The sequence below is a fragment of the Hyphomicrobium sp. 01T421 genome, assembly GCF_056398805.1.
Genome location: NZ_JBFTQC010000001.1, coordinates 2,204,782 through 2,229,664, shown reverse-complemented (window position 1 = coordinate 2,229,664; position 24,883 = coordinate 2,204,782). Strand labels below are relative to the sequence as shown.

26 protein-coding genes are annotated in these 24,883 nt (G+C 59.9%); 21 read left to right on the top strand and 5 right to left on the bottom strand.

Going from position 1 to position 24,883, the window contains the following annotated elements; genetic code table 11:
- Window positions 1-49: 49 nt before the first annotated feature.
- The 8 genes from AC1DK3_RS10210 (at window position 50) to AC1DK3_RS10175 (ending at window position 8,787) form a co-directional block, all read left to right on the top strand.
- Window positions 50-697 (top strand): TetR/AcrR family transcriptional regulator, encoded by a 648-nt coding sequence (locus tag AC1DK3_RS10210; protein WP_477192099.1) that lies wholly within the window; start codon window positions 50-52, stop codon window positions 695-697.
- A gap of 168 nt (window positions 698-865) precedes the next feature.
- Window positions 866-2,023 carry an HlyD family secretion protein gene (locus AC1DK3_RS10205; RefSeq protein WP_477192098.1) on the top strand — a complete coding sequence of 386 codons (1,158 nt, stop codon included), beginning with the start codon at window positions 866-868 and terminating at the stop codon, window positions 2,021-2,023.
- A gap of 200 nt (window positions 2,024-2,223) precedes the next feature.
- Window positions 2,224-2,844: a ribonuclease D gene (locus tag AC1DK3_RS10200; protein ID WP_477192097.1), complete on the top strand. Its 621-nt coding sequence runs from the start codon at window positions 2,224-2,226 to the stop codon at window positions 2,842-2,844.
- 84 nt (window positions 2,845-2,928) lie between these two features.
- Window positions 2,929-4,878, top strand: a complete 1,950-nt coding sequence (gene lptC, locus AC1DK3_RS10195; RefSeq protein WP_477192096.1) for an LPS export ABC transporter periplasmic protein LptC — start codon at window positions 2,929-2,931, stop codon at window positions 4,876-4,878.
- 66 nt (window positions 4,879-4,944) lie between these two features.
- On the top strand, window positions 4,945-5,805 hold the full coding sequence (gene lptB / locus AC1DK3_RS10190) for an LPS export ABC transporter ATP-binding protein (protein ID WP_477192095.1): 861 nt from the start codon (window positions 4,945-4,947) through the stop codon (window positions 5,803-5,805).
- Between the two features lie 46 nt (window positions 5,806-5,851).
- Window positions 5,852-7,381, top strand: coding sequence for an RNA polymerase factor sigma-54 (gene rpoN / locus AC1DK3_RS10185; protein WP_477192094.1), 1,530 nt, complete (start codon window positions 5,852-5,854; stop codon window positions 7,379-7,381).
- A 223-nt stretch (window positions 7,382-7,604) separates the two neighbouring features.
- Complete coding sequence (gene hpf / locus AC1DK3_RS10180; RefSeq protein ID WP_477192093.1) at window positions 7,605-8,225, top strand: ribosome hibernation-promoting factor, HPF/YfiA family; 621 nt, start codon at window positions 7,605-7,607, stop codon at window positions 8,223-8,225.
- Between the two features lie 97 nt (window positions 8,226-8,322).
- Complete coding sequence (locus AC1DK3_RS10175) at window positions 8,323-8,787, top strand: PTS sugar transporter subunit IIA (protein WP_477192092.1); 465 nt, start codon at window positions 8,323-8,325, stop codon at window positions 8,785-8,787.
- Window positions 8,788-8,873: 86 nt separating this feature from the next.
- Here the strand turns inward: AC1DK3_RS10175 and AC1DK3_RS10170 are convergent, their stop codons facing one another.
- Window positions 8,874-9,671: an undecaprenyl-diphosphate phosphatase gene (locus AC1DK3_RS10170; protein WP_477192091.1), complete on the bottom strand. Its 798-nt coding sequence runs from the start codon at window positions 9,669-9,671 to the stop codon at window positions 8,874-8,876.
- A gap of 191 nt (window positions 9,672-9,862) precedes the next feature.
- On the opposite strand from AC1DK3_RS10170, the gene AC1DK3_RS10165 reads away from it, so the two are divergent.
- The 4 genes from AC1DK3_RS10165 to AC1DK3_RS10150 all read left to right on the top strand — a co-directional run bounded on the left by AC1DK3_RS10165 (window position 9,863) and on the right by AC1DK3_RS10150 (window position 13,619).
- The gene (locus AC1DK3_RS10165) at window positions 9,863-10,513 is read left to right on the top strand and encodes a glutathione S-transferase family protein (protein ID WP_244531021.1); all 651 of its coding nucleotides are present in this window, start codon (window positions 9,863-9,865) and stop codon (window positions 10,511-10,513) included.
- A gap of 9 nt (window positions 10,514-10,522) precedes the next feature.
- Entirely contained in the window at window positions 10,523-11,671 is a 1,149-nt protein-coding gene (queG, locus tag AC1DK3_RS10160; RefSeq protein WP_477192090.1) for a tRNA epoxyqueuosine(34) reductase QueG, read from the top strand.
- Between the two features lies 1 nt (window position 11,672).
- Complete coding sequence (locus AC1DK3_RS10155) at window positions 11,673-12,536, top strand: SDR family oxidoreductase (RefSeq protein WP_477192089.1); 864 nt, start codon at window positions 11,673-11,675, stop codon at window positions 12,534-12,536.
- Window positions 12,537-12,656: 120 nt separating this feature from the next.
- Window positions 12,657-13,619, top strand: coding sequence for a hypothetical protein (locus tag AC1DK3_RS10150; RefSeq protein WP_477192088.1), 963 nt, complete (start codon window positions 12,657-12,659; stop codon window positions 13,617-13,619).
- Between the two features lie 2 nt (window positions 13,620-13,621).
- Here the strand turns inward: AC1DK3_RS10150 and AC1DK3_RS10145 are convergent, their stop codons facing one another.
- Entirely contained in the window at window positions 13,622-14,386 is a 765-nt protein-coding gene (locus tag AC1DK3_RS10145; RefSeq protein WP_477192087.1) for an alpha/beta hydrolase, read from the bottom strand.
- Between the two features lie 73 nt (window positions 14,387-14,459).
- On the opposite strand from AC1DK3_RS10145, the gene AC1DK3_RS10140 reads away from it, so the two are divergent.
- The 4 genes from AC1DK3_RS10140 to AC1DK3_RS10125 all read left to right on the top strand — a co-directional run bounded on the left by AC1DK3_RS10140 (window position 14,460) and on the right by AC1DK3_RS10125 (window position 17,904).
- Window positions 14,460-15,623: a glycosyltransferase family 4 protein gene (locus AC1DK3_RS10140; protein WP_477192086.1), complete on the top strand. Its 1,164-nt coding sequence runs from the start codon at window positions 14,460-14,462 to the stop codon at window positions 15,621-15,623.
- A 280-nt stretch (window positions 15,624-15,903) separates the two neighbouring features.
- A complete protein-coding gene (locus AC1DK3_RS10135) occupies window positions 15,904-16,635 on the top strand; it encodes a hypothetical protein (RefSeq protein WP_477192085.1) in 732 nt (243 codons plus the stop codon).
- A 203-nt stretch (window positions 16,636-16,838) separates the two neighbouring features.
- Window positions 16,839-17,369 (top strand): translation initiation factor IF-3, encoded by a 531-nt coding sequence (gene infC / locus AC1DK3_RS10130; RefSeq protein WP_477192084.1) that lies wholly within the window; start codon window positions 16,839-16,841, stop codon window positions 17,367-17,369.
- A gap of 160 nt (window positions 17,370-17,529) precedes the next feature.
- Window positions 17,530-17,904, top strand: a complete 375-nt coding sequence (locus AC1DK3_RS10125; protein ID WP_477192083.1) for a cyclic nucleotide-binding domain-containing protein — start codon at window positions 17,530-17,532, stop codon at window positions 17,902-17,904.
- Between the two features lie 475 nt (window positions 17,905-18,379).
- Here the strand turns inward: AC1DK3_RS10125 and AC1DK3_RS10120 are convergent, their stop codons facing one another.
- Window positions 18,380-18,556 (bottom strand): hypothetical protein, encoded by a 177-nt coding sequence (locus AC1DK3_RS10120; RefSeq protein ID WP_477192082.1) that lies wholly within the window; start codon window positions 18,554-18,556, stop codon window positions 18,380-18,382.
- Window positions 18,557-18,668: 112 nt separating this feature from the next.
- Complete coding sequence (locus AC1DK3_RS10115) at window positions 18,669-18,869, bottom strand: hypothetical protein (protein WP_477192081.1); 201 nt, start codon at window positions 18,867-18,869, stop codon at window positions 18,669-18,671.
- A 326-nt stretch (window positions 18,870-19,195) separates the two neighbouring features.
- On the opposite strand from AC1DK3_RS10115, the gene AC1DK3_RS10110 reads away from it, so the two are divergent.
- Complete coding sequence (locus tag AC1DK3_RS10110) at window positions 19,196-19,636, top strand: GtrA family protein (RefSeq protein WP_477192080.1); 441 nt, start codon at window positions 19,196-19,198, stop codon at window positions 19,634-19,636.
- Between the two features lie 20 nt (window positions 19,637-19,656).
- On the opposite strand, the gene AC1DK3_RS10105 is transcribed toward AC1DK3_RS10110, so the two are convergent.
- On the bottom strand, window positions 19,657-20,004 hold the full coding sequence (locus AC1DK3_RS10105) for a hypothetical protein (RefSeq protein WP_477192079.1): 348 nt from the start codon (window positions 20,002-20,004) through the stop codon (window positions 19,657-19,659).
- Window positions 20,005-20,494: 490 nt separating this feature from the next.
- Here AC1DK3_RS10105 and rpmI point away from each other — a divergent pair, with 490 nt between their 5' ends.
- From rpmI to pheT, 4 genes are all read left to right on the top strand, one after another.
- Window positions 20,495-20,695 (top strand): 50S ribosomal protein L35, encoded by a 201-nt coding sequence (gene rpmI / locus AC1DK3_RS10100; RefSeq protein ID WP_015596609.1) that lies wholly within the window; start codon window positions 20,495-20,497, stop codon window positions 20,693-20,695.
- Window positions 20,696-20,793: 98 nt separating this feature from the next.
- Window positions 20,794-21,195: a 50S ribosomal protein L20 gene (rplT, locus tag AC1DK3_RS10095; protein WP_339081637.1), complete on the top strand. Its 402-nt coding sequence runs from the start codon at window positions 20,794-20,796 to the stop codon at window positions 21,193-21,195.
- A gap of 156 nt (window positions 21,196-21,351) precedes the next feature.
- Entirely contained in the window at window positions 21,352-22,419 is a 1,068-nt protein-coding gene (gene pheS / locus AC1DK3_RS10090; RefSeq protein ID WP_477192078.1) for a phenylalanine--tRNA ligase subunit alpha, read from the top strand.
- Window positions 22,420-22,430: 11 nt separating this feature from the next.
- Window positions 22,431-24,863: a phenylalanine--tRNA ligase subunit beta gene (gene pheT / locus AC1DK3_RS10085; protein ID WP_477192077.1), complete on the top strand. Its 2,433-nt coding sequence runs from the start codon at window positions 22,431-22,433 to the stop codon at window positions 24,861-24,863.
- Window positions 24,864-24,883: the final 20 nt, after the last annotated feature.

Genomic DNA, 24,883 nt, shown 5'->3' with positions numbered 1-24,883 from the left:
CAAATTAGGCACTATAAAATGGTTGTCAACAGGAATTTGGAAAACAATCATGGGACAAAATGCAGTGGCCCCGAAACGCTGCCGCGGCCGGCCTCAAATCCGGCCCGATGAGGAGACGCTCCACCTCCTAATCGAAGCCGCGGCTGCTGAGTTTCACGACAAAGGCTATGCCGCGACGACGATGGGGAACGTGGCCCAACGTGCTGGAATTTCTACCAAAACCATGTACCGGCTCATCCCGGCAAAGGCGGATCTTTTCCAGAAGGTCATTGCCGACCGGACCGGGCGCTTCATGCTCAAAGTCGATCCCTCGGAACTCGATCGCTACAAGCTCACCGATGCCGTCGAGCATTTCCTCGTCGCCTTTGGCACCCTGGCGCTCGACAGCGAAACGATCGCAATGCTCCGGCTGGTCATCAGCGAGAGAGATCGCTGCCCCGAGCTTGCCGCAACCTTTAATGACGTCGCCGTGGCGCAGACCACGAAAGCCATGACGCAGTGGCTCGAACGCCAGCGCGACCGCGGATTGCTAAAATTTGATGATCCCGTCGCGACGGTCAGCGCACTGCGCGGAATGATGGTGATGGATTTGCAGCGCACCGCCATGATCGGTCTGAGCCCGCCCCCCTCGCCCGAAGAGATCAAGAACCGAGCCCGCATCTGCGCCAAGCTCTTCCTCGACGGTTGTCGCGCCTAAGTGGTCGCGCCCGATAGGCAAAATCAGACGCACACGGAACTTCGGCGCGACCTGGAAGTAACAAACTTCCGTTCGGCTTTGAGATCGCCTCCCCCCTGCGGCGAGTTGGCTCGAACGGATTGCGCAGCCCCGCGGTCGCGCTTCTTCGACAAAGACCAGGAGGAAGTCATGACCGATGGCCCGCGAGGAGAGCAACGACCCGCTGGCTCCGCCGCCATACTGAGCGTCCTCGCCGTCGCATGCGCAGGATTTCTGACGTGGCAGTTGATCGGAAGCGACGGTCGCTGGACGCGCCCCGCCCATAGCGAAACCACGAACGACGCACTCCAAACGACGGACGACGCCTTCATTGCAGGTGACGTCACGCCGCTCTCAGCCGAGGTCTCAGGCCTCATCAAGGCGGTGCCGGTCAAGGACTTCCAACCGGTGAAAAAGGGCGACCTCATCGCTGAAATCGATCCTTCGGACTATGACGCGGCGCTCGCGCAAGCCCAGGCAAACGTCGACTCGGCGAAGGCAAACCTCGCCAATCTTGCAAATCAAAAGGCAGCCCAGCGCAGCCTCGTACGTCAGGCGCAAGCGGGAATAGACGCGGCGCAAGCAGACGTCGAGCGTTTCAATCTCGAAGAGAATCGCCAGCGCGAGCTGTTGAAATCCAGCGACATCGGAACGACGCAGCGCGTGGAGCAGGCGGTGAACAGTGCGAAACGTAGCTCAGCTCAAATGGTGTTGAGCAGCGCCCAGCTCGATCAGCAAAAGACAATCCTCGTAAGCCTCGACACTGTGCAGGGACAGCTCGAAGCGCTGGTACGCGGCGCCGAGGCTGTGGCGACCGTTGCACAGAACAACCGGAACAGCACGCGCATCTTATCGCCGGCCAACGGCATCGTCGGCCAGCCCCAGATTCGGCCGGGTCAATTCGTGAGTGTCGGATCGCCTGTGATCACCGTCGTTTCCCTGCCGGAGATCTGGGTCATTGCCAATCTCAAGGAAACGCAAATGACGAACGTCCGCAGTGGCCAGCCCGCGCGCATCACCGTGGACGCATTTCCCGATTTGAAAGTGACGGGTCACGTCGAGAGTTGGGCGCCGGGAACCGGCAAGATCTTCGCGCCTCAAGTTCCGGATGCTGCGACGGGGAATCTCACGAAGGTTGTCCAGCGCGTGCCCGTGAAGATCGCTCTCGATCAAAATCCGGCCTTCGGCGCACTGGTTCGGCCGGGCATGTCGGTCAAGGCCACCATCGATACGGAAGGCGCGTCCAACGCCACGTCGGCAACGTCGTCGGCGGCAACATTCGACCCGCCAGCGACCTCCACCAGATGAGCGATGTGGATGGGCTTCATGCCCGGAAAACGCGCCTCCTTGCTATCGGCGGCGGCCGAATGCTACAGACCTATTTTGCTTTGAGTCCTAGAGCGTAACAACATCAATCATTTAGCCTCCGGCAAGATGACTTAGGCGAGGCTCGTGGCATCGCGACGAGCTATCTCGGCTGCGGCGGCGACCGACGGACGAATGAAACAATGACCGCGCCCAAGACCAAGCTCCACAAAGGTGATTTGCCCGCCGGCCTGACGTTTCCGAACGGCGTCGCGATCGACACCGAGACGCTCGGGCTGAACCCCCATCGCGATCGCCTGTGCCTCGTGCAGCTTTCGAGCGGTGACGGCACGGCTCATCTCGTGAAATTCGACGGCAAGGACTATAGCGCCCCGCGCCTCAAAGCCCTTCTGACCGATCCAAAAGTTCTGAAGATTTTCCATTTCGCCCGCTTCGATATCGCCGTGCTCGAGCAATACCTCGGTGTTGCAACAGCACCCATCTACTGCACCAAGATCGCCTCGAAGCTTTCCCGCACCTACACCGACCGCCACGGATTGAAGGATCTCGTCGGCGAACTTCTCGGAATAGAGCTGTCGAAGCAGCAGCAAAGCAGCGACTGGGGCGCGTCCGAACTCTCCGATAGCCAAAAATCATATGCGGCGAATGATGTGCTGCACCTTCACGCGGTCAAGTCGAAGCTCGATATGATGCTCGCGAGAGAAGGGCGGGAAGGCTTCGCTAATGAAGCTTTCAAGTTCCTTCCGGCCCGCGCCCGCCTCGACCTCGCCGGGTTCGAGGACGACGATATTTTCGCACACTGAACCCAGCTTCGGCCGGGCTCGGAGCATAAGGTCCCAAAGTCTCCCCAATTACCGGCGAGATTAGCGGGCCTTAGGGGGAACTACATGGCCAGCGCGGCTGTCACCACGGATAACTCTGCTTCAGCCGGTGGGCGCACCCGCGCGTCAGGCCACAGCATCGTCATTGCCGGCGATCGCTCGCACAGCAGAGTGGCAGCTCATCGCCATTCAAGACGCGTGCGGGTGCTGAAGATTGCACTTCCGGCCGCGGCGGTCGTAACGGCCATCATCGCGACGGCGAACATTCTGGGCAACGCCGGAATAGGTCCGTCGATCCCTCCGCTCGAAATTCCACAAATCGTTGCCGACAATCTCAAGATGCACAACCCGCACTACCAGGGCTTCAATGCCGATGGTGGCAAATACTGGGTGAAAGCAGAGACGGCGCAGCAAGATCTCAAGACACTGACCGCCATTCATCTGCAAGGCATCACCGGCGAACTGTTGGATGCCAAAAAGCAGAAGACTTATCTCGTCGCGAGCCGCGGACTGTTCGACAACAACACGAACGTGCTCGAGCTTTATGACTCGATCGACGTGAAGGGCGATGGCGGCCTGAACGCCAAGCTGACGCGGGCGACCGTCAAGACGAAAGAAAACATCATCACCTCCGATCAGCCGTCGACCATAATAATGGGCGCTGGCACGATCACATCCAATCAGCTGACCATTCGCCAGAAGGCAAAAGAATACACCTTCGTCGACAACGTGCGCACACACATGAAGCCGAAGGAAGCGCCTGCCGGCTCAGCCGATCAAAGCGCGCAGCAGTCGCTTCCGTTCGGTAAACCCGGCGAGCCCGTCGACGTCACGTCGAACCGGCTCGACATCGACGACGTCAAGAAAACGGCTTTCTACACCGGCAAAGTCGTGGCAACCCAAGCCGGAGCGACGATGACGGCGCCGGAAATGACCGTCACGTATGAAGGTGCGGTTGCGCCGGAAGGCGGCAACGCGGCTCAAGCCCCCGCGCCGGATGGCGACGCCGATCGCGGAACGAAGGTGAAGCAAATCCTCGCCACGGATACCGTGGTGCTCAAACAGCCGAACGGTGAAACGGCGACCAGTCATACAGCGCTCTTCGATACGATCTCAAACACCGCCGTTCTCGAAGGCGACGTCGTGCTGACCCAGGGCGACGACAAGAAAGCCGTCGGTGATCGCGTCGATTACGATCAGAAGGCGCAGACCATGGTTCTCACCGGCCCCGTCGTCGTGACGCAGGGAGCGAACGTGTTGCGAGGCCGCCGGCTGACCTACCATCGCACGACGAGCAAGATGCAGCTCTCGTCGCCGGCCGATGTCTCGTCCGGCATCAGCGCAGGGCGCATCACCGCGCATTTCGTGAGGGCATCGGCGAAGGGGTCCCCACAACAGACCGATGACGATCAGGACCAGAGCGGCGACGGAATTTCATTCGGCGCCGCGTTCAAGACCGATTCAAACTCGCCGTACGATGTCGTATCCGACAAGCTCGACGTCGATGACGTCGCCAAGACGGCATTGTTCACCGGCAACGTTTCCGCCGTGCAGGGAAACATATCGATGCGGTCACAGGAGCTGACGGCTTTCTACACCGGTAACGCCGGGATCGGTGCGACCGGCGACAAGGCCGCTGGCGGTGCCGCCGCTTCTTTGACGCACCTGACCGCCAAGAAGAAGGTGGTGGTTACCGCAAAGGATGGGCAGACAGCGACCGGCGACTGGGCTGAAGTCGACGTTAAGAAAAATATTACGACGCTCGGCGGTGCCGTTGTGCTGACCCAAGGCAAGAATATCGTGAACGGGACGAGGCTGGTGATCGACATGAACACCGGTGAGGCGACCATCAAGACCGAGCCCACGGCAACGAGCGGAGCGCTGATGACGAGCCGCGACGGCGACAGCAAGGGCGAAGTCTTCAAGGCCGAACGTCCCAGCGCCGTCTTCTATCCGGGCCAATTGAAGAAATCGAAAATCCAGGCGGACAGCTGGCAGGTCCGTACGTCACCTTGACGTTGCGACCGGCTTGGACACATTTCAAACCGCGGCGACAATGCACGAAGGGCTGCGAGGTATCGGGTGTTTAAAGCTTTACCAATTCGCCTGCGATCGAAGAACGGTTCGGCCGCGAACGGCGCGAGCGAACACACGAACGGCGTCAGCGCTAAACGCGCAGCCGTATCCTCCGACGACCCGCACGCCATCGGTGCGGACGGTTGGCTGACCGCCTTCGATGTCAAGAAATCTTACCGCAAGCGGATGGTCGTCAAGGGCGTGAACCTGGCGGTCGGACGCGGCGAATCCGTCGGCCTATTGGGTCCGAACGGCGCGGGCAAAACCACCGTCTTCTACATGATCACCGGCCTCGTCGCTGCCGACGAGGGCCGCATCACGATCGACGGCGAGGACGTGACCAAGCTGCCGATGTATCAGCGGGCCCGCCTTGGCGTCGGTTATCTTCCGCAGGAAGCATCGATCTTTCGCGGATTGACGGTCGAGCAGAACATCATGGCCGTCCTCGAGCTGATCGAGCCTAACCGCAAGGCACGAAAAGAGCAGCTCGACAGCCTGCTGGAGGAATTTTCCATCACTCGGCTGAGAAAGTCGGCGGCGATGGCGCTCTCGGGCGGTGAACGGCGGCGCTGTGAAATTGCCCGCGCGCTCGCCTCCCGGCCGTCGTTCATGTTGCTGGACGAACCCTTCGCCGGTATCGACCCGATCGCCGTCGGCGACATCCAGCAACTGGTCCGCCACTTGACCGAGCGCGGTATTGGTGTGTTGATCACGGACCACAACGTTCGTGAAACATTAAGCCTAATTGATCGCGCTTATATTATTTACGATGGTCAAGTTCTGACACAGGGCAAACCTTCTGAAATCATATCGAATGAAGATGTCCGGCGGGTCTACCTTGGCGATATGTTCGTTAACACGCGATGAGTATAAGTGGCTCCGATTTTATCGAAACGGAGCAACGGATTAGCGCATGGCGCTTTCAGCAAAATTAGAGCTGAGACAAGGCCAGCAGCTGGTAATGACGCCGCAGCTGCAGCAGGCGATCCGTCTACTTCAGCTGTCCAATCTCGAACTGACGGAATTCGTCGACTCCGAACTCGAACGCAATCCCCTGCTCGAGCGCGACGACCCCGCCAACGCCAAGCCGGCCGACGATGCCGTGCTTGAACGCGCCGAAGAACGCGCCGCCGACGACCGCTGGCTCGATCTCAGAGAGCCCGTCAGCGACCATACCGGCGGCCTTGATGTCGATTTCGGCAACGTCTTCCAGGAGCCGGGAACAGGCGAACCGGGCTCGCCTTCCGGACCCACGACGGGCATGAGCTGGGCCAACGTCTCCCAACGCATGCATAACGGCGGCGACGGAGATAACGATCTTGAGGATTACGTCGCCAACCAAGTTTCGCTCAGGGATCACTTGAGCGCTCAATTGCCGTTGACCGTTAAGGATCCCGTCGAGCGGCTGATCGGCCAATACCTGATCGATCTCGTCGACGAAGCCGGCTACATCCCCGCAGACCTCGAGGCGCTCTCGCAGCGCCTTGGCGCACCGCTCGAATTGGTCGAAAGCGTATTGGGCAAACTGCAGACGTTCGATCCGCCCGGTATCTTCGCCCGGTCTCTCGCCGAGTGCCTCGCGCTCCAGCTCAAAGAGCAGAATCGCTACGATCCATTGATGGCGCAGCTCCTGGCCAACCTTGATCTACTTGCCAGCCGCAATATCCCCGCCCTGAAAAGGGCGATCGGCATCGATATGGACGAGCTCGCCGATATGATCCGCGAGATTAAACGGCTCAACCCGAAACCCGGCCTCAAATTCGGTTCTGTCCAGCTTCAGCCGGTCGTGCCGGATGTCATCGTGCGCGCGGCTGCCGACGGCGGCTGGCACGTCGAACTGAATAGCGACACTCTGCCGCGCGTTCTGGTCAATCGCTCGTATTACACGCGCATCGCCAAAACGACGACCAACGAGCGCGACAAGGGCTATATCTTCGATTGTCTGCAGACGGCCAATTGGCTCGTGAAGAGCTTGGATCAGCGTGCACGCACAATCCTCAAGGTCGCAGAGCAAATCGTGCGCCAGCAAGACAGCTTCTTCATGTACGGCGTCCAGTATTTGCGGCCGCTCAACCTGAAGGTCATCGCCGACGCCATCTCCATGCACGAGTCGACCGTCTCGCGCGTGACGTCGAACAAGTATATCGCGACGCCCCGGGGCATATTCGAACTCAAGTACTTCTTCACGTCGGCCATCGCCTCGGCCGCCGACGGCGAAGCCCACTCGTCTGAATCGGTCCGCCACCGGATCAAGCAGCTGATCGACGCCGAAAGCGCCGACGATGTGCTCTCCGACGATCAGCTCGTCGACCGCTTACGCGGCGAGGGCATCGAGATCGCGCGGCGGACGGTCGCGAAATATCGCGAGGCCATGCGCATTCCCTCGTCCGTACAGCGCCGGCGCGACAAGAAACTCGTTGAACGTCTGGGCGACTTCGCGTGAAACGCGCGGCCTAACCCACTGAACCTTCGAAATATTTTCGTAACATTCGAGTTCAAAGCGTGATTTGACAGGGCGCAATGGGGAGCCTAACTCTTATTCATCAAGAGCCTGGGTTGGTGTCGGTCACACGCACCCGAGGTTAAAGAAAGGCAGGTCGGAACCTCGGAGCATTACGCTCGGTAACGGCAAACTCAGCCTCGGTAAGTGCAGAACAGGCATTTTCATGACCCTCCAAATCACTGGTAAAAATCTCGAAATCGGCGACGCCTTCCAGACATACGCTGGCGACAAAATTCGCGGTGTTCTCCAGAAATTTCTGGCGCGTGAAGTAGACGGCCACATCCGCCTCGAACGCGAGCGCGAAGTCTTCAAGACCTCTTGCACGGTCCATTTCTCGAGCGGCCTTCTGCTCGAAGCGCACGGCGAAGGCGGCGACGCCTATAGCGCCGTCGATGCCGCAGCCCATCGCTTGGAGACGCGCGTCAGGCGGTATAAGAGCCGCATCAAGCACCATACATCCCCCGCTGCTGCAGCGCGCCGCAGGGTCGACATCGAGGCACGCGACTATGTAGTCAGCCTGAGCGATGAGGATGAGCCGGAGCAGGACGGCGCGAATCCGCTTATCATCGCCGAAGGCCAGCGGAACATCGGCCACATGACGGTGAGCGAAGCTGTATTGAAGCTCGACCTGTCGGAAGCGTCCTTCATGATTTTCAGGAACGCTGCCCACGGGGGATTAAACGTCGTTTATCGGCGTACTGACGGGCACATTGGGTGGATCGACGCCGATCTTCCTTTGGCGACGAAGGCGAACGGTGCCTTGCCGCCGGAACATATAGATTGAGGGCGGTTTATTTATTTTAATCAATGCAGTGTGTATGCCGTACATATCTGGCCCGGTGGGCCACATTGACGGCCATATCATTGTGGATGGAGCCTGAATGAATATCGAAGACATGCTGTCCGCCGACGCGATCATTCCGCGTCTCCAGGCTGAAGATAAGAAGCAGGCGCTTCACATCCTCGCAGAAAAGGCGGAAGCGCTGACCGGCGCCTCCGCGGCCGACATCTATGCGGCTCTCCTCCAAAGGGAGAGGCTGAGTTCAACGAGCCTCGGCCGTGGGATTGCGATACCGCACGTCAAACTGCCGACGGTAAAAAAGATCACGTGCCTCTTCGCGCGTCTCGAGCGTCCGATTGCATTTGAAAGCCACGACGGTGAACCCGTCGATCTTCTGTTCTTCCTGTTGGCGCCCGAGCACGCAGGCGCCGACCATCTGAAGGCACTCGCACGTATTTCCCGGCTTGTCCGCGATCCGGCGACCCTTGAAGGCCTGCGCAGCGCCAAGGACGTCGAAGGACTCCGGACCGTCCTCACGAAGCCCCTGACTTCGCACGCAGCCTGACGGGCTCCCGACGCGCTCGGCGGCCCGGCTCGAAGAACGCGAGTCCCCGAGCCCAATCGATAAACCAAGCGCAATCGATAGAAGCGTCAGTGCAGGACTGCGATCACGCCCAGTCCGATGCCACCGACCAGCAACCGCCACCACCCGAAGAACGATAATCCGCGCCGCGATATGAAATCGAGCATGTAGCGAACCACGATCACGCCCGTGACGAACGCTGCGATAAATCCGAGCACGATGTGGCTCACGTCGTCAGGCGTTAAAATCGACCAGTTCTTGTAAAGATCGTAGGCGAACGCACCGGTCATCGTCGGCATCGCCAGAAAAAACGAGAATTCCGCAGCCGTACGCTTGTCGGCGCCGAGCAGCACCGCCGAGACGATCGTCGACCCGGATCGCGAAACACCCGGGATCATGGCGAGACACTGGGCAAAGCCGATGATCAGTGCCGTCGTCGGCGGAATGTCCATCACATTGGTGAACCGCGGCTTGTACTTGATCCGATCGACGGCAAGCAGAATGATCCCGCCGACGACCAACGCCGTGCACATGATCAACGGCGATTCAAAAAGAACTTCCTTGATGATCCGATGCGCCATGACGCCGATGACAACGGCCGGCAGGAAGGCGACCAACACCGCAAAAACGAAACGTCGCGTTGTCGCGCTGGTCGGAAAATCGAGCGCGATGTGCCAAAGTTTGCCGGCATAGACGGTGAGGAGAGCGAGGATTGCGCCGAGCTGGATCAGCACCTCGAAGGTGCGCCCTGCCGAGGTGACCCCCATGAGCTGCTCGGTAAGAAGAAGGTGCGCCGTCGAGGAAACGGGTAGATATTCCGTCAAGCCTTCGATCAGTCCGAGCAATACGACTTGCCACGTTTCCATCAGTGCTCCTTCGCGCGCTCGAAAGCGGCCGAGCGTTAACAGAAATTGTTGCGATGCCAAAGAGGTCGTTTGGCCGAGTTGCCATCGAATCGACGACAGCGGGTGTATAGTGCCGCCGTCAGCAGCACAGGAATCCTATGCCCCCGCGACTTACGCAGTACCGCCTATGCCCGCGATCTCGGTCCATTCGATTGGCGCTTGCCGAATACGGCGTCGAAGTTCAGCTTCTTGATGAAAATCCCTGGGAATGGCGCCAAAGTTTTCTTGCGAAGAACCCCGCAGGCGAGATGCCGGTTCTCGAATTCGAGAATGGCCTGACGCTATGCGGCGCGTATTCGATCTCTGAATTCGTCGCCGAAGAGGTGCTGCCGAGCGCGACGACGATTGCGCCAGGTCCCCCTCCGCTCATTCCGGGCAACCGGGAGGATCGCGCGGAGATCCGCCGCCTCATCGACTGGTATCACGGCAAGTTCGATCGCGAGGTGACGAGAGAGCTTCTCATCGAGAAGGTCTACAGCTCGATGCGCCCATCAGGCCCCGTCGCGCCTGATCCGGGCATCCTGCGTGCCGTTCGCGCTAACCTTAAATATCATCTGTCCTACACCGGCTATCTCGCCGACACCCGGCGCTGGATCGGCGGCGACGAGCTGAGCTTTGCCGATTTTGCTGCCGCAGCTCAAATTTCGACCGTAGACTACCTGGGAGAGATACCGTGGAATGACTATCCGACAGTCAAAGTCTGGTATCAGCGAATGAAATCCCGGCCGTCCTTCCGGGCCTTGCTCGGCGACCGCGTTCCGGGAACGGCGCCGCCCCTTGCCTATTCCGACCTCGATTTCTAAATCGCTCGTATGTCCGAAACCCAAAATTCCAGTTCCGCTCTTGGCGGGATGATCCGCGCTGAAGCAGCGAAGCTTGGGCTCGACGCCGTCGGCATTGCGCGCTTGGCCGACGACTCGGATCTGACCGCTCGGCTCGCGCACTTCCTGAGCGAGAACCGCCACGGCGACATGGACTGGATGGAAACCCATGCCGATCGGCGCGCGGGTCCGCTTCGGCTGTGGCCGGACGCGAAGAGCGCCATCATCTTCGGACAATCGTACGCGCCGCCCGACAATCCACTCGACGCCCTTCGCGATCGATCGAACGCTGCGATTTCGGTCTACGCCAAAGGCCGCGATTACCACGACGTTCTGAAGAAAAAGATCAAGTCGCTGGCACGTTCGTTTTCCGAGCAATCGGGCGCCGAAGTCAAAGTCTTCGTCGATACCGCGCCGCTGATGGAAAAGCCGCTCGCCGCGAAAGCCGGACTCGGCTGGCAAGGCAAGCACACGATATTGGTTTCCCGCCAGCATGGTAACTGGCTCTTTCTCGGCGCCGTATTGACGACGGCCGAACTCGAACCCGATGCAGGCACCGAGGACCATTGCGGTTCGTGCCGGCGATGTCTCGACGTCTGTCCGACGAACGCCTTTCCCGCGCCCTACCAGCTGGACGCGAGGCGCTGCATCGCCTACCTGACGATCGAGCACAAAGGCCATATCGCAGCTGAATTTCGCGGGCCCATCGGAAATCGCGTGTTCGGTTGCGATGACTGCGCCGCCGTCTGTCCGTGGAATAAATTCGCGAGCGCCGCGACCGAGATCCGCTACGCGGCGCGCCCCGAAACGGACAATCCTCCCCTTGCCGAACTGCTCGCGCTCGATGATACCGCATTTCGCTTGCGCTTCGCGGGCACGCCGATCAAACGGACGGGACGCGACCGCGTCGTCCGCAATACGCTGATCGCTTCCGGCAATTCGGGCGATCGATCCCTCCTTGCCCTTATCGAACCCCTGCTGGAAGATAACTCCGCACTCGTCCGCGCGATGGCGATCTGGGCATCTCGCCGGCTTGCGAGTGACGCCGAGATCGATGCTCTGCGAAAGCGCTACGAGGCTCGCGAGCACGACACCGAGGTCGCCGCCGAATGGACTTTGCCAATTGAGGAACTCCGCTAGCATGAGCCGGCTCTTCTGTTTCGGACTGGGATACTGCGCCACCGAACTCGGACGGCGGCTAATAGAGGAAGGGTGGACGGTCGCCGGCACGACCGCGCACGCCGAAAAAGTTGAGCGCCTCGTCGAGCAGGGCTTCGAGCCCTTCCTTTTCGACGGGAGGGAAGCTCTGCACGACGTCGCCGATGCACTGCAAAGCGCGACGCATGTGCTGCTATCTATTCCCCCCGATGCTGAAGGCGATCCGGCCTTGAGATGCTACGGCGATGCGATTGCCGCGAGCCCTTCCATTCGCTGGATCGGATACTTCTCGACCGTCGGGGTCTACGGCGATGCAGCGGGCGGCTGGGTGGACGAAACGACGGAGACGCGCCCCGGAACCATCCGTGGACAGCGCCGCGTCAAAGCAGAGAACGGCTGGATCGAACTCGCGAACGCATCCGGAAAAACCCTCGTCATCTATCGCCTGCCTGGAATTTATGGCCCTGGCCGCAGCGCCATCGATCAACTGAAAGCAGGCACTGCACGGCGCATATTCAAGCCTGGTCAGCTCACCAATCGCGTCCACGTCGAGGATATTGCGACCGCGGTCGAAGCGAGCATCGATCTTCAGCCCGGCGTGCATATCTTCAACGTGACGGACGACCTTCCGGCACCGCCCCAGGACGTAATCGCCTATGGCGCCGAGCTGTTGGGCTTGCCCTGCCCGCCCGCAACCGATGCCGACGATGCCGATCTGTCGTCCACGGCGCGAAGTTTCTATATCGAAAACAAGAAGGTCTCGAACGCCCGCATGAAGGCGGAGCTCGGCGTCAAACTTGCCTATCCCACCTACGTCGAAGGACTGAAATCCATCGCGGGACTCTAGCCAACGGCTTTTTAGCGTTCGGTCACACGTTTTCCGCCATTCCGCCAGAATAGAGGATAAAGACGTGAGCGGTTGCGCACCCTCGGGAGCGCCGATGCGAGCGGGACCACGAGCTTTCCCATGGCGATCAAAGTGCTCTTTGTAGCGACGTTGGCGGTGATGACCTCCGCGCTTGGCGTTCATGCCGACCCCGTCGATCCGGCACAGGCGATTGCACAGAAATTCTCCGGTGCGAGCGACGAACCAGCCGCAAAGCCAACACCAAAACCAGCACCGAAGCCATCGGTGAAGCTGGCGCCAGCAGCGGCTAAGCCCGACGCCGATTATGAAGCGGATATGCTGAGCCGGGCGGGCGCCGAAGAGGCTAATCGCCTGAAGCAGGAAGCCCGCTCCCGGCAGGTTGCCGCTGAGCCCGCTGCACCCGCTCCCATTGCCCCAATCGCCGCAGTCCCAGTCGCCGCTGCCCCTGTTCCCGCGCCGCCGCCGGCTGTTAGCCCGGTCGCCGAAAAACAACCCGCACCTGTGCCCGTCGCCGCAGCTGTCCCATCGAAACCGGAAAACGAGCGGATGATTGTGGCCGAGGCTCCGAAGCCCGGCTCAGCGCCCGCCACCGTGCTGCTTGTGCTCGACACGAATGACGCGGCGCTCGGTTTCAAGCCCGACCCGATTATTTGCATCGACGACCGCTGCTGGATTTCGAATGGCATCGAAGCGCCGGCCGTCAGCATGCCGCGCACTCAGGCGGTCGCATTGCCGACGACGGAGGAATCGACGGCGGATTCCTGTGCCGGAAAATCGGCGTGCGTCTATCGCGCCGTTTCGATCGATCCTGACGCGCGTATCGAAGTGATCGAGGTCGGCGAAAGCCGCGGCGCTTCCGCTGGAGCCTATACGGTTCCGGCCGACAAGAGCTGCCGGAGCGAAGGGGGTGCCCTCCTCTGCGACAATGGCCTCGCGACGCAGAACTTTCGCATTTGGGTCGTTCCGGAAGCCATCGCCGCGTCCGCAGGACCATCGAGCATCGAAGACGCAATTGAGAATGGGCTTGCCGATCCCGGCGCCTCAACGAGCATTGATAAATAGCGCTAAAGCAGCTTGTTGATTTCGTCGAAAAGCAGATCGAGATCTTGCGGCCGCGATAGCCGGTGCTCGGCGTCGGCAACCTCAATCAACTTGACCCTGTCGCCCGTCAGGAACGTCGTAAGTTCGCGCGTGTGAGACGCTGGCACATCGACATCCAACAGACCTTGCAGAATGACCACCGGCCGTCCCGGATCGAATGGCTGAAGCGCGAAAAGATGTTCGCGACCATCTTCGATGAGGCGTCGCGTGATCGTATAGGGCTCCGCATAAGCGGACTGTTGCTTGAAAAATCCACGCTCCATGATTTCGCGGCGAACCTCATCGGAAAACCGCTTCCACATCAGTTCTTCCGTCATGTCCCAGGCGGGCGCGATGAGAACGAGCGCTTTGATCCGCGCCGCCTCGTCCGGGCGCTCTCGCAAAAGTTTTCGCAAGAGCAGTAGCGCGATATGCCCGCCCATGCTCGAACCGATGACGATCTGCGGACCACGGGTGACCTCTGAGAAGACAGCCTCGGCTTCTTCGAGCCACCGCCCGATCGTTCCATCTTCGATGCGCCCCGCGGAAATTCCATGACCGGAATAATCAAACCGCGTCGACGCGAGATTATGCTCAGCCGCCCATTGAGCCATTGCTGTGGCTTTCGTCGCAGCCATGTCCGACATGAAGCCCGAGAGCCAGAAAAGACCTGGCCCGGCGGATTTCGCCGGATGCTGCGCGATAAAGGGGATTTCCCGCGCCTCCGCGCCTCTCCCGACAGGAAGCATTTGCGGTTCCGCTGCTGGAATCTTATAGGGACTGTCCATCGTTGGCCTCAACGACTCCGATTGATGAGCTGAAATGAAAAACACTTTGACGGTGCTGCAAGTCATTCCTCGCATGCGCGCAGGCGGCGCCGAACTCGGCTGCTTGCAGATAGCAACCGCACTCGTCAAAAACGGACATCGCGCTCTCGTCGCATCCGCGGGCGGCCCGATGGTCGATCAGATCGTTGCCGCCGGCGGTGAGCATATTCCCATGCCACTCGCCACCAAGAACCCAGTCGTTCTCTTGAAGAACGCGCGGCAGCTCGCTGACATCATCCGTCGCGAAAACGTCTCGATCATTCATGCGCGAAGCCGCGCACCAGCCTGGAGCGCCCTTTATGCTGCGCGGCGCACCAGCACGCCTTTCGTGACAACCTACCATTCCGAATATTCCGAAAAAACCCGGCTGAAGAATTTCTACAATAGCGTCATGGCGCGCAGCGATACCGTGATTGCGGTTTCGGACTACATGGCGCACCTCATCCGCACCCGCTACCATACGCCCGAGAAGCGCATCGCCATCATTCATCGGGCTTTCGATGGAGCTGTTTTCGATCCCGCGCTGCTGACGCCCGAAAGATTGGCTGCTGTCCGAAAGTTGCTGGATGCAGACGGCAGCAAGCCAGTCCTGATCCTCGCAGGCCGCATCACGCCGCGCAAAGCCCAGCATTATCTGGTCTCTGCTTTGGGCATTCTGAAACAACGCGGCGCGCCGGACGTCGTCTGTGTCTTGGCGGGCGAGGTCGAAAAACCGGCCTTCAAAGCGGAACTCGAGGCGCAGGCGCAAAAGCTCGGCGTCGCGCATCAATTGCGCTTCCCCGGACACGTGCGCGACATCGCGGCCGCTTACGGGATCAGCGATATCGCCCTCAATATTTCCGAGCAGGAAGGCCTTCCGCGCGTCGCCATCGAATCTCAAGCGATGGGCGTTCCGATCATCGTCTCGGATACGGGCCCCGGCCGCGAAGTGGCGCTGACGGAACCCGACGTCTCACCCGATAAAGCGTCCGGTTTGCGCGTCCCATACGCTGATCCGGTGGCCGTCGCCGATGCGATCGAAACAATGCTCAAGTGGCCGGCCGAGAAGCGCAAGGCGCATGGTGAACGGGGAGCGGCCAACGTTCGGAGCCGCTTCACGTTGGACCAGCTGACGTCGAAAACGCTGGCCGTTTACCAGCGCTTGATCGATGCAAAATGACGCCGTCGGGCCTCCTCCGTGACAGTGCGCGACGGAAATTTTCGTGGAAAAGCTGGGACCGTCAGCTCCCCATTGAACGCCTTCGTCTTGCAAAGAACATTTTGCGCAATGCCCGGTTGAACAGGCCCGACATAATCCCCACCGCTATTACCGATACTGACACTAATTGTCGGAAGGTTCGCTGTGCGCGCTTTTGCGTCCTCCAAACTTCCGATAACAAGGATCCAGTTGGGTGGATCAAAACCACGGGGACGTGGCCTTAAGTGTCAAAAGCGGGACGATGCAAACAATAATCTGTATTAAATGGGGTACGCGATACGGCATCGAATACCTCAACCGCTTGGCATCGATGATCCGCCGCAATACGCAGCGGGAAACCCGCCTCATCTGTTTCACTGACGATGCGAAAGGGGTCGATCCCTGGGTGCAAATTGCGCCTCTTCCCCCGATCAACTTGCCCGCGCGCGAATTTACGACGCCGTGGCGGAAGCTATCGCTCTGGCAATACCCGCTTCACGATCTCGAAGGCGACGTACTGTTTTTTGATCTCGACGTTGTCATCACTGGATCGATAGACGGCTTCTTCGACTTCGAGCCAGGGCGTTTTTGCGTTGCCCAGAACTGGACCCAACCCAACGAGCGCGTCGGCAATACGTCGATCTATCGGTTCCCTGTCGGCAAGATGTCTCACATCTTCGATACGTTCAACGCTGACCCCGAAGCCATTTTGCGCCGCTACCGGATTGAACAACAATATATTTCCGCCGAGAGCGAAGACGTCGTTTTCTTCCCCCCCGAATGGTGCCTGAGCTTCAAACACTCGCTGCTGCCGAGTTGGCCCCTGAATTTTTTCATCCCGCCTCGGCTCCCGCCGAAAGCAAAGGTCGTAGCGTTCCACGGCAAGCCCGATCCGGATGAAGCGCGCGACGGAATTTGGCCCGTCAATGCGGCGTGGAAGAAATCCTATAAGTACGTGCTGCCGACGCCCTGGATAGCGAAGCATTGGCGCTGAGGGCCATTTGCCCCGCCAAAAAGCGCCGCGAGGACGGGAAAGTGTTCGGAAAATGGGCGAAGGCACGCCTTTTGGCAATTTTGCTCACGCGTCACGCTTGACTTGAGAGCCCGTTCTTTCCCATGTTCGCCGCTGACTGGGCCGGGAATCCGCCTTCGGTCAATAATTGGAACCACATAAGGAGTTGAACCATCCGTAAACCAATGCGACCCGAGCCTCAGAGCCGGGAAAACTCAGGGCCCCGCATCAACGACCAAATTCGGGCCCGAGAAGTCCGTCTCATCGATGAGACAGGCCAGAACGTCGGCGTCATTGCAAAATTCGATGCACTTGCCCGCGCCGAAGAGGTCGGACTAGACCTCGTGGAAATTTCGCCCGACGCGGAACCGCCGGTCTGCAAGATCCTCGACTTCGGCAAGTTCAAATTCCAAGAACAGAAGAAGGCCGCCGAGGCCCGTAAAAATCAGAAAATCGTTGAGTTGAAAGAGATCAAGATGCGTCCGGGCATCGATGATCACGACTACGACGTGAAGATGCGGGCGATTAAGCGGTTCTTCGAAGAAGGCGACAAGGTCAAGATAACGCTGCGCTTCCGCGGCCGTGAAATGGCGCACTCTCAGCTTGGCATGGCCGTCCTGCAGCGCGTGAAAGCCGACACCGAGTCCATCTCCAAGGTCGAAAGCGAACCACGCTTCGAAGGCCGGCAGATGGTCATGGTGCTCGCTCCCAAATGACGTCAATGAAATGACTGCGGCGGGGTTTTCCGCCCCGCCCTTGTCAACCTCTGCCCGCGCCGGCCCTCGCCCGATTACGGCGCCGCCTGGCAGGCTTGCTCTCGCACACGGACGGTTCTAGCTTTGCCCGACTGACGGAAGTCTTCGGGGGAGCGGCCGCATGAGCGATGACCGGCCTTTTGATTTCTCGATACTCGACCGCATTGGCGCGCCCTACCGCCATTTCGAGGCCGGCGAAAAAATCTTCCTCGAGGAAGATCCGGGCGACGCCATGTACATGGTGCGGTCAGGCCGGGTTGACGTCATCACCTATGGGATAGTGCTGGAAAACGTCCAGGCCGGCGGCATTTTCGGCGAGATGGCGTTGATCGATGATGGTCCGCGAAGCGCGGCCGCAATGGCCGCTGAACCGACAGAAGTTGTCGCGATCGATAAGCCCGCGTTTCTCGCCGTCGTCCGCGACGATCCCGAATTCGCGCTCCGCGTTATGAGCCTTCTCGCGACCCGTCTGCGGCGGGCGAACAAGCAAATATGAGATGCGCGGCATCGTTCTTTGACGCCGCGCACGCAGTCAAATGAACATCAGCATCCGTGACGCCACATGCAGCGGCGGAAACGCGGGCCGCCCCAACCCCAGCGGCTTGCGCAGATATTGCGCCAGCGCCAGCAGTACCGGCGAACAGCAACCGGCGTCGCAAGTGATTGGCTTGCTTGTATTCCCTTTAGCGGTGCGAGCTGAGCGGCTTGTGAAGAAGTGCCCGCCGCAGACAAACCGATCGCAACGACGGATGCTGCCAATGGTGCAATACGCATGTTCATCTCCGCTTATCCAAACGAACAGCACGCGAGCGAGCGTGCGAGCAACCGTCGTTGCCTACGGCTGAATGAACTCCGAATAAGGACAGGCTGCATAGGGAGAATTGTAATCTTTGTGTAAACCGCATTAACGCAGGAGGTGCCTCGTTTACCCAGCGGCTTGCAATTGGATTGAGCGCTCTAAGACTCTGTAATTACGCCGCGATCTGCAGCTTCGGCTTCGAGGCGCTTTTCGAATATTTCTGGTGCGCCTCTTCGAGAAGCTGCAAAAGAATATCCTGGCGATTGTAGAGATTTGGAAACGCCTGACGCAGGTCGTCGAGCTGCTTCAAAGCCGCGCTGTTCAAACCGACATGAACGATGTGGTACATGACTCTGATCCGTGAGCTGACGATGATGCAACGGACGTCGCACGTCGAAGCCCCCGCGCGCTGTTCCCCACGAAACGCTGCGCGGCCTGAGCTTCAGCGACTGACGGCGAGGTCAATCGAGGTCGACCAAACCGAGTGCGGCGAGTGAAATGAACGCCGCGATCATCAGAATGCCGACCAGCAAGACCAGCGCCGGATAGAACGCCGCGAATACGACACCGGCACGCCAACCGGTGGCGGAACGCAGGCTGATGGCGGCGGTGGGAAGCGCCGCAAGAAAGAAAATCGCCGCGATGAACGGATCGAGTCTCATGAGCAGCCTCTTGAGGATAGTCGCACTTCAGGGGCGAGCTTAACTTGCCACAACCCAATGCCCGCGCCAGTCAACGGCGGCGAAGGAGACGCAATCAGCGGTAAGCACGAATTTGCTGATGAATTCCGGCATCGCTGCGCGAGAAGACTCGGTCGAGGTCCATTTGGCGCATGACCGGACGCATTGAAATCGGCCTAAAAAACTGCGTTCGACGAGTAGCTGCCCGCACAAAAAATCATTCCTGTTTCCCAAGATACAGCTGTCCGCTTGTCAGTCCGCTTTAGGTATCGCATCGTTGGCCAATCGGTCGCCAGAAGGTCTTTCGAATGAACCCTAAGCTTCGTCATGCCTTGCTCTATCTCGGCGTCAACCTGGGCTCAACCGTCGTCGACTACACGATCTTCCTCTCACTCACATACGTCTTCGGACTGCCTATTCTGCAGAGCGTCATCGCATATACAGTCGGAATGGTCGTGAACTACGCCCTGACGAGGACCTTCGTCTTCAATCACGACATGTCCCACAAATCCAATCATCGCGTCTTCATGGAATTCGCAGGGACATCGTTCCTTGGTCTTCTTCTAACAGCGGGCGTGATCTGGCTGACGGTGCACGAAATGAATCTCCCGCCCATCGACGGGAAAACGATCTCGGTGCTGATCTGCTTCGTGTCGCTCTACTACGTCCGCAGCCGCATCGTGTTCAGCAAGAACACGAATGCTCCCGCCGACGCGGAAACCGAATTGCAATCGGCATCGTCGAGCTGATCCCGCTTACGAGATCCCGCTTAGAAGTTGACGTGCTGAATGATGTAGCTGCCGCCCGCGGCGATCAGGCCGGCGATCAGCACGTAGGGCAGGATGGAGACGAGCACCATCAGCAGTTCGACAAACGCTTTGAAGATCTGTTCCGCCGCCGCCCAAAGCTGGAAGAAGCCGCGATAGAGCACGTAGATGATGGCGATGACGACGACCGCCAGAATCGCGATTTTCCAAACCGGCAGAGACTGCCAGTTCGATTGAAAGATCTCGAACATCTGGCCGAACGACCATTGCCAAACGAGTTCGACGAACTTGAAAATGGCCGTGATGCCCTGTTGGAGCAAATTGACGATCTGATCGATGATTTGCTTCACGGCCCGTCTCCCTGGCGCATCGGCGCACTTAACAACGTATTAACCCTGTACTTGGTTCTAATCTAACTAATGAGAATTTCGCGGGTCTCCGGCGAAATCCTTCCGCGCGTTGCATTTTTCGCAACGCTACCGAAAATGTTGCGAATTCCCGATGCCTCCCCTATAACCCCGCCTAGAGCCGCCCGGCGAGGCATGCCGTGGCGGTTCTTATGCTTTTGAAAAACAAGCGGAAACCGCAAAAAGCACCCTTCGCAGGACCAGCCGTGTCGCAACGGCTGAGAGTGCTGGAGCAGCAATGCACCGGCACTTCGGCTCGGAAACGAGCCAGGGCATTTGAGCGCCTCCAAGCTCGCCTCCGGACTTCGGACCTTTTGGTCCGGGGCCACAAGGCGGCCCGGCGCCGAACGCCGCCCCCGCGGAGGGCCAGGATGTAAAGCGCGCAAGCGCCAGCATCCGGCGGGCCCGTGAGCGAGAACTAAGGACAAGCAAAATGCCTAAGATGAAGACTAAGAGCGGCGCCAAAAAGCGCTTCAAGATGACCGGCACGGGCAAGGTTGTTGCAGCCCAGGCCGGTAAGCGTCACGGCATGATCAAGCGCACGGCGAAATTCATTCAGAAGGCGCGCGGCACAGGCGTGCTGAACGATTCTGACGCGAAGATCGTCAAGAAATACATGCCCTACAACCGCTGAGATCTCGCCGGTGCTTGCGGCAGGCTCCCCGTAGGGGGCCGCAAGCACCCAGCAAAGACTCTCTCTTCTTGAAGCACTAATTCCAGGAGTTTTCTCCCATGGCTCGCGTCAAACGTGGCGTTACCGCCCACGCCAAGCACAAGAAAGTAATCAAGGCCGCGAAGGGCTATTACGGCCGTCGCAAAAATACGATCCGCGTCGCTAAGCAGGCTGTCGAGAAAGCGCAGCAGTACGCTTATCGCGATCGCAAGCGTCGCAAGCGCAATTTCCGCGCGCTCTGGATCCAGCGCATCAACGCCGCTGTCCGCGAGCACGGCCTGACCTACGGCCGCTTCATCAACGGCCTGACGAACCTCGGCATCGAGGTCGATCGCAAGGTTCTGTCGGATATCGCGATCAACGATCCGGCGGGCTTCAAGGCCCTCGTCGACAAGGCTGCGGCAGCTGCCAGCTCGCCCGTCGCCAAGGCCGACCAGGACAAGGTCAAGAAGGCGGCTTAAGTCGCTTTCGTCCGCCAACTCTGACGTCATCCCGGCGAAGGCCGGGATCCATCCAAGTCGAGGTTTCATAGTGGATCTGGACGGATCCCCGCCTGCGCGGGGATGACGTTGGCGAAGGGCATCGAATCCCGACCAGCCAATTGTCGAAAGCGCCCCATGAGCGAAGACATCACCACGCTGGAACGCGAGATTCTCGCCGAGATTGCCGCCGCCGGTGATCTGGCATCTCTCGATGCCGTCCGCGTCTCGGCTCTCGGCAAGAAGGGCCGCGTATCGGAGCTGATGAGCAAGCTCGGGTCGTTGCCGCCCGAAGAGCGCAAGAGCTTCGGCCAAACGGTCAATACGCTGAAGTCGAAAGTATCCGACGCGCTCGACGCCCGGAAAGCTGTGCTCGAAACGGCGGCGCTCGACGAACGCCTCAAGACCGAGCGCGCCGACGTCACGCTGCCGGTTCGCCTTGGTCCCGTTGCGGAAGGCCGCATTCATCCCGTCAGCCAGGTCCTCGACGAAGTCATAGAGATCTTCGCCGATATGGGCTTCTCCGTCGCCGAAGGTCCGGACATCGAGACCGACGAGATGAACTTCGACAAGCTCAACATCCCGGCCGAGCATCCCGCGCGCCAGGATCACGACACGTTCTATTTATCGCCGAAGGCCGACGGCTCGCGACTGCTGCTCCGCACGCACACGAGCCCCGTGCAGATCCGCACGATGGTCTCGCAGAAGCCGCCGATCCGCATCATCGCGCCGGGCCGCGTCTACCGCATGGACAGCGATCAGACGCACACACCGATGTTCCATCAGGTCGAAGGCCTCGTCATCGACGAGTCGACCCACATGGGTCACCTGAAATGGGTGCTCCAGGAATTCTGCAAAGCCTTCTTCGAGGTCGATGAAGTGAAGATGCGCTTCCGCGCGTCGCACTTCCCCTTCACCGAGCCCTCGATGGAAGTGGACATCGGCGCCGAAGCGATCGGCAAGCCCGGTCAATGGCTCGAAATTCTGGGCTGCGGAATGGTGCACCCGAACGTGCTTCGTAACTGCGGTCTCGATCCAGAGAAGTATCAAGGCTTCGCGTTCGGCGTCGGCCTCGACCGGCTGACGATGCTGAAATACGGCATTCCCGATCTGCGCTCGTTCTTCTCCGGCGATTTGAAGTGGCTGAGCCACTACGGATTTTCGATGCTCGACGTGCCGACCCTCGGCGGCGGGCTGTCGACCTAAAGGCGCGAACAATGAAATTCACGTTCTCTTGGCTGAAGGATCACCTCGACACGGAGAAATCCGTCGACGAGATCGCGACCACGCTGTCCGCGATCGGTCTCGAGGTCGAAGGCATCGAAGACCCGGCGAAGTCGCTCGGCGCCTTCAAGATCGCGCGCATCGTCGAAGCAAAAAAACATCCGAACGCAGACAAGTTGCAGATCGTCCAGGTCGAGGTCGCCAAGGGCGAGCCGCTGATGGAAGTCGTCTGCGGCGCACCGAACGCGCGCGCCGGAATGGTAGCGGTCTTCGCGCCGCTCGGAACATACATTCCAGGCTCGAAAATCACGCTCGAGAAAAAGCCCGTTCGCGGCGTCGTCTCGAACGGCATGATGTGCTCCGCTGCCGAACTCGAACTCTCCGAGGAAAGCGACGGCATTCTCGATCTGCCGGCGGAATGGGCCGATAACGTCGGCGCCCGCTATATCGATATTGTCGGCCTCAACGATCCCGTCATCGAAGTCAAACTGACGCCGAACCGGCCCGACTGCACCGGCGTGCGCGGCATCGCGCGCGATCTCGCGGCGGCAGGCATGGGCAAGCTGAAGCCTGAGCCGAAGCTCGGCGCGGTCGAAGGCAAGGCCGAATGCCCGATCGACATCAAGCTGGATTTCACCAAGGAGACCGCTAACGCCTGCCCGGTATTCGCCGGACGCTTGGTCAAAGGCGTCAAGAACGGACCGTCGCCCGCATGGATGCAGGCGCGGCTGAAAGCGGCTGGCCTTCGCCCGATCAATGCGCTCGTTGACGTTACGAATTATATCTCGCTCGATCGCGGACGCCCCCTGCACGTCTATGATGCGGCCAAGCTGAAGGGCGCCATTCGCGCGCGCCTCGGCAAAGCAGGCGAGAAATTCCTCGGGCTCGATGACAAAGAGCACGCCGTCGACGACACCATGTGCGTCATCGCCGATGACTCAGGCCCGCTCGGCCTCGGCGGTATCATGGGCGGCGAAGCCTCGGGCTCGACCGAGACGACGACCGACGTTTTCATCGAGAGCGCCTATTTCGATCCGCTTCGTACGGCAGCAACGGGCCGGAAGGTCGGGCTGCAAACGGACGCCCGTTATCGTTTCGAGCGCGGCGTCGATCCAGCCTCCGTCCGTCCAGGCCTCGATCTCGCGACAGACATGATCCTGAAATTGTGCGGTGGTGAGCCGACGAAGGCCAAGATCGCGGGCAAAGAGCCGATCGAAAACCGCGTCATTTCCTTCGATTTCGCGCGCATCGAAAAGCTCTCGGGCGTGAAACTCTCGAACGACGAGATCTCGGATACGCTGAAAGCGCTAGGCTTCACCATCGATGGCAAGCCGAACGCCGCGAAGGTCACCGTTCCGACGTGGCGCCCTGACGTCCACGGCGCTGCCGACCTCGTCGAAGAGGTCGTCCGCATTGCTGGTCTCGATCGCATCCCGGCGACGCCCCTGCCCCGCGCTGACGGAATTGCCCGCGCCGTCCTGACGGAGAAGCAGAAGCGTGCCCGTCGCGGCCGCCGCTTGCTTGCCGCCCGCGGCTTCGTCGAGGCCGTCACGTGGAGCTTCATTCCGAAGGAGCAAGCCGTCCATTTCGGCGGCGGCGCGCCGGCTCTCGATCTTGGCAACCCCATCTCTGTCGAAATGTCGTCGATGCGTCCGGGATTGCTTCCTGGCCTGTTGACGGCAGTGACGCGCAACCGCAATCGCGGCATTGCGGATGTCGCGCTTTTCGAACTCGGCCAAGCCTACCGCGGCGAGCGGCCGGAAGATCAATATGCGAGCGCTGCCGGTGTACGCGCCGGAACGGCACGCCTGACGGGCGCGGGGCGGCACTGGGATGGCAACGCCAATCCGGTCGGCGTTTTCGACGTTAAAGCCGATGTCTTTGCAGCACTTTCCGCGCTCGGGCTCGACCCTTCGAAAGCGCAGATCACGCGCGATGCCCCGGCTTGGTATCATCCGGGCCGTTCAGCCGCACTCAAGCTCGGCCCGAAGACCGTGCTCGCCTATTTCGGCGAAATTCACCCGGCGACGCTCAAGGCGCTCGACGTTGAAGCCCCCGTTTCCGCTTTCGAGATCTTCCTCGACGCTCTGCCGCCGGAGAAGAAGAAGTCGCGTGCCAAACCGCCGCTTGCGGCATCCGATCTATTGCCCGTGACGCGCGACCTAGCTTTCATCGTGCCGAAAGACGTTGCCGCCGGAGATGTGGTAAAAGCCGCGGCAAACGCCGACAAGGCTCTGATCCGTTCCGTCAGCGTGTTCGACGTTTTCGAAGGCGGCAGTCTCGCGGCCGAAGGCAAGAAATCCATCGCCATAGAAATAACGATCCAGCCTGCGACGGAAACGCTGACCGATCAGGCGATCGAAACGATAACCAAAAAAATAGTAACGGATGTTAAGAAGGCGACCGGCGGCGAATTGCGTTCCTAATAATGCCGCCGTCATGACTT

Excerpts from the sequence above, each read along its gene's own strand:
- AC1DK3_RS10210 (WP_477192099.1), top strand. The coding sequence starts at position 50 with ATGGGACAAAATGCAGTGGCCCCGAAACGCTGCCGCGGCCGGCCTCAA.
- AC1DK3_RS10205 (WP_477192098.1), top strand. The coding sequence starts at position 866 with ATGACCGATGGCCCGCGAGGAGAGCAACGACCCGCTGGCTCCGCCGCC.
- AC1DK3_RS10200 (WP_477192097.1), top strand. The coding sequence starts at position 2,224 with ATGACCGCGCCCAAGACCAAGCTCCACAAAGGTGATTTGCCCGCCGGC.
- lptC (WP_477192096.1), top strand. The coding sequence starts at position 2,929 with ATGGCCAGCGCGGCTGTCACCACGGATAACTCTGCTTCAGCCGGTGGG.
- rpoN (WP_477192094.1), top strand. The coding sequence starts at position 5,852 with ATGGCGCTTTCAGCAAAATTAGAGCTGAGACAAGGCCAGCAGCTGGTA.
- hpf (WP_477192093.1), top strand. The coding sequence starts at position 7,605 with ATGACCCTCCAAATCACTGGTAAAAATCTCGAAATCGGCGACGCCTTC.
- AC1DK3_RS10175 (WP_477192092.1), top strand. The coding sequence starts at position 8,323 with ATGAATATCGAAGACATGCTGTCCGCCGACGCGATCATTCCGCGTCTC.
- AC1DK3_RS10170 (WP_477192091.1), bottom strand. The coding sequence starts at position 9,671 with ATGGAAACGTGGCAAGTCGTATTGCTCGGACTGATCGAAGGCTTGACG.
- queG (WP_477192090.1), top strand. The coding sequence starts at position 10,523 with ATGTCCGAAACCCAAAATTCCAGTTCCGCTCTTGGCGGGATGATCCGC.
- AC1DK3_RS10155 (WP_477192089.1), top strand. The coding sequence starts at position 11,673 with ATGAGCCGGCTCTTCTGTTTCGGACTGGGATACTGCGCCACCGAACTC.
- AC1DK3_RS10150 (WP_477192088.1), top strand. The coding sequence starts at position 12,657 with ATGGCGATCAAAGTGCTCTTTGTAGCGACGTTGGCGGTGATGACCTCC.
- AC1DK3_RS10145 (WP_477192087.1), bottom strand. The coding sequence starts at position 14,386 with ATGCTTCCTGTCGGGAGAGGCGCGGAGGCGCGGGAAATCCCCTTTATC.
- AC1DK3_RS10140 (WP_477192086.1), top strand. The coding sequence starts at position 14,460 with ATGAAAAACACTTTGACGGTGCTGCAAGTCATTCCTCGCATGCGCGCA.
- AC1DK3_RS10135 (WP_477192085.1), top strand. The coding sequence starts at position 15,904 with ATGCAAACAATAATCTGTATTAAATGGGGTACGCGATACGGCATCGAA.
- infC (WP_477192084.1), top strand. The coding sequence starts at position 16,839 with ATGCGACCCGAGCCTCAGAGCCGGGAAAACTCAGGGCCCCGCATCAAC.
- AC1DK3_RS10125 (WP_477192083.1), top strand. The coding sequence starts at position 17,530 with ATGAGCGATGACCGGCCTTTTGATTTCTCGATACTCGACCGCATTGGC.
- AC1DK3_RS10120 (WP_477192082.1), bottom strand. The coding sequence starts at position 18,556 with ATGTACCACATCGTTCATGTCGGTTTGAACAGCGCGGCTTTGAAGCAG.
- AC1DK3_RS10115 (WP_477192081.1), bottom strand. The coding sequence starts at position 18,869 with ATGAGACTCGATCCGTTCATCGCGGCGATTTTCTTTCTTGCGGCGCTT.
- AC1DK3_RS10110 (WP_477192080.1), top strand. The coding sequence starts at position 19,196 with ATGAACCCTAAGCTTCGTCATGCCTTGCTCTATCTCGGCGTCAACCTG.
- rpmI (WP_015596609.1), top strand. The coding sequence starts at position 20,495 with ATGCCTAAGATGAAGACTAAGAGCGGCGCCAAAAAGCGCTTCAAGATG.
- rplT (WP_339081637.1), top strand. The coding sequence starts at position 20,794 with ATGGCTCGCGTCAAACGTGGCGTTACCGCCCACGCCAAGCACAAGAAA.
- pheS (WP_477192078.1), top strand. The coding sequence starts at position 21,352 with ATGAGCGAAGACATCACCACGCTGGAACGCGAGATTCTCGCCGAGATT.
- pheT (WP_477192077.1), top strand. The coding sequence starts at position 22,431 with ATGAAATTCACGTTCTCTTGGCTGAAGGATCACCTCGACACGGAGAAA.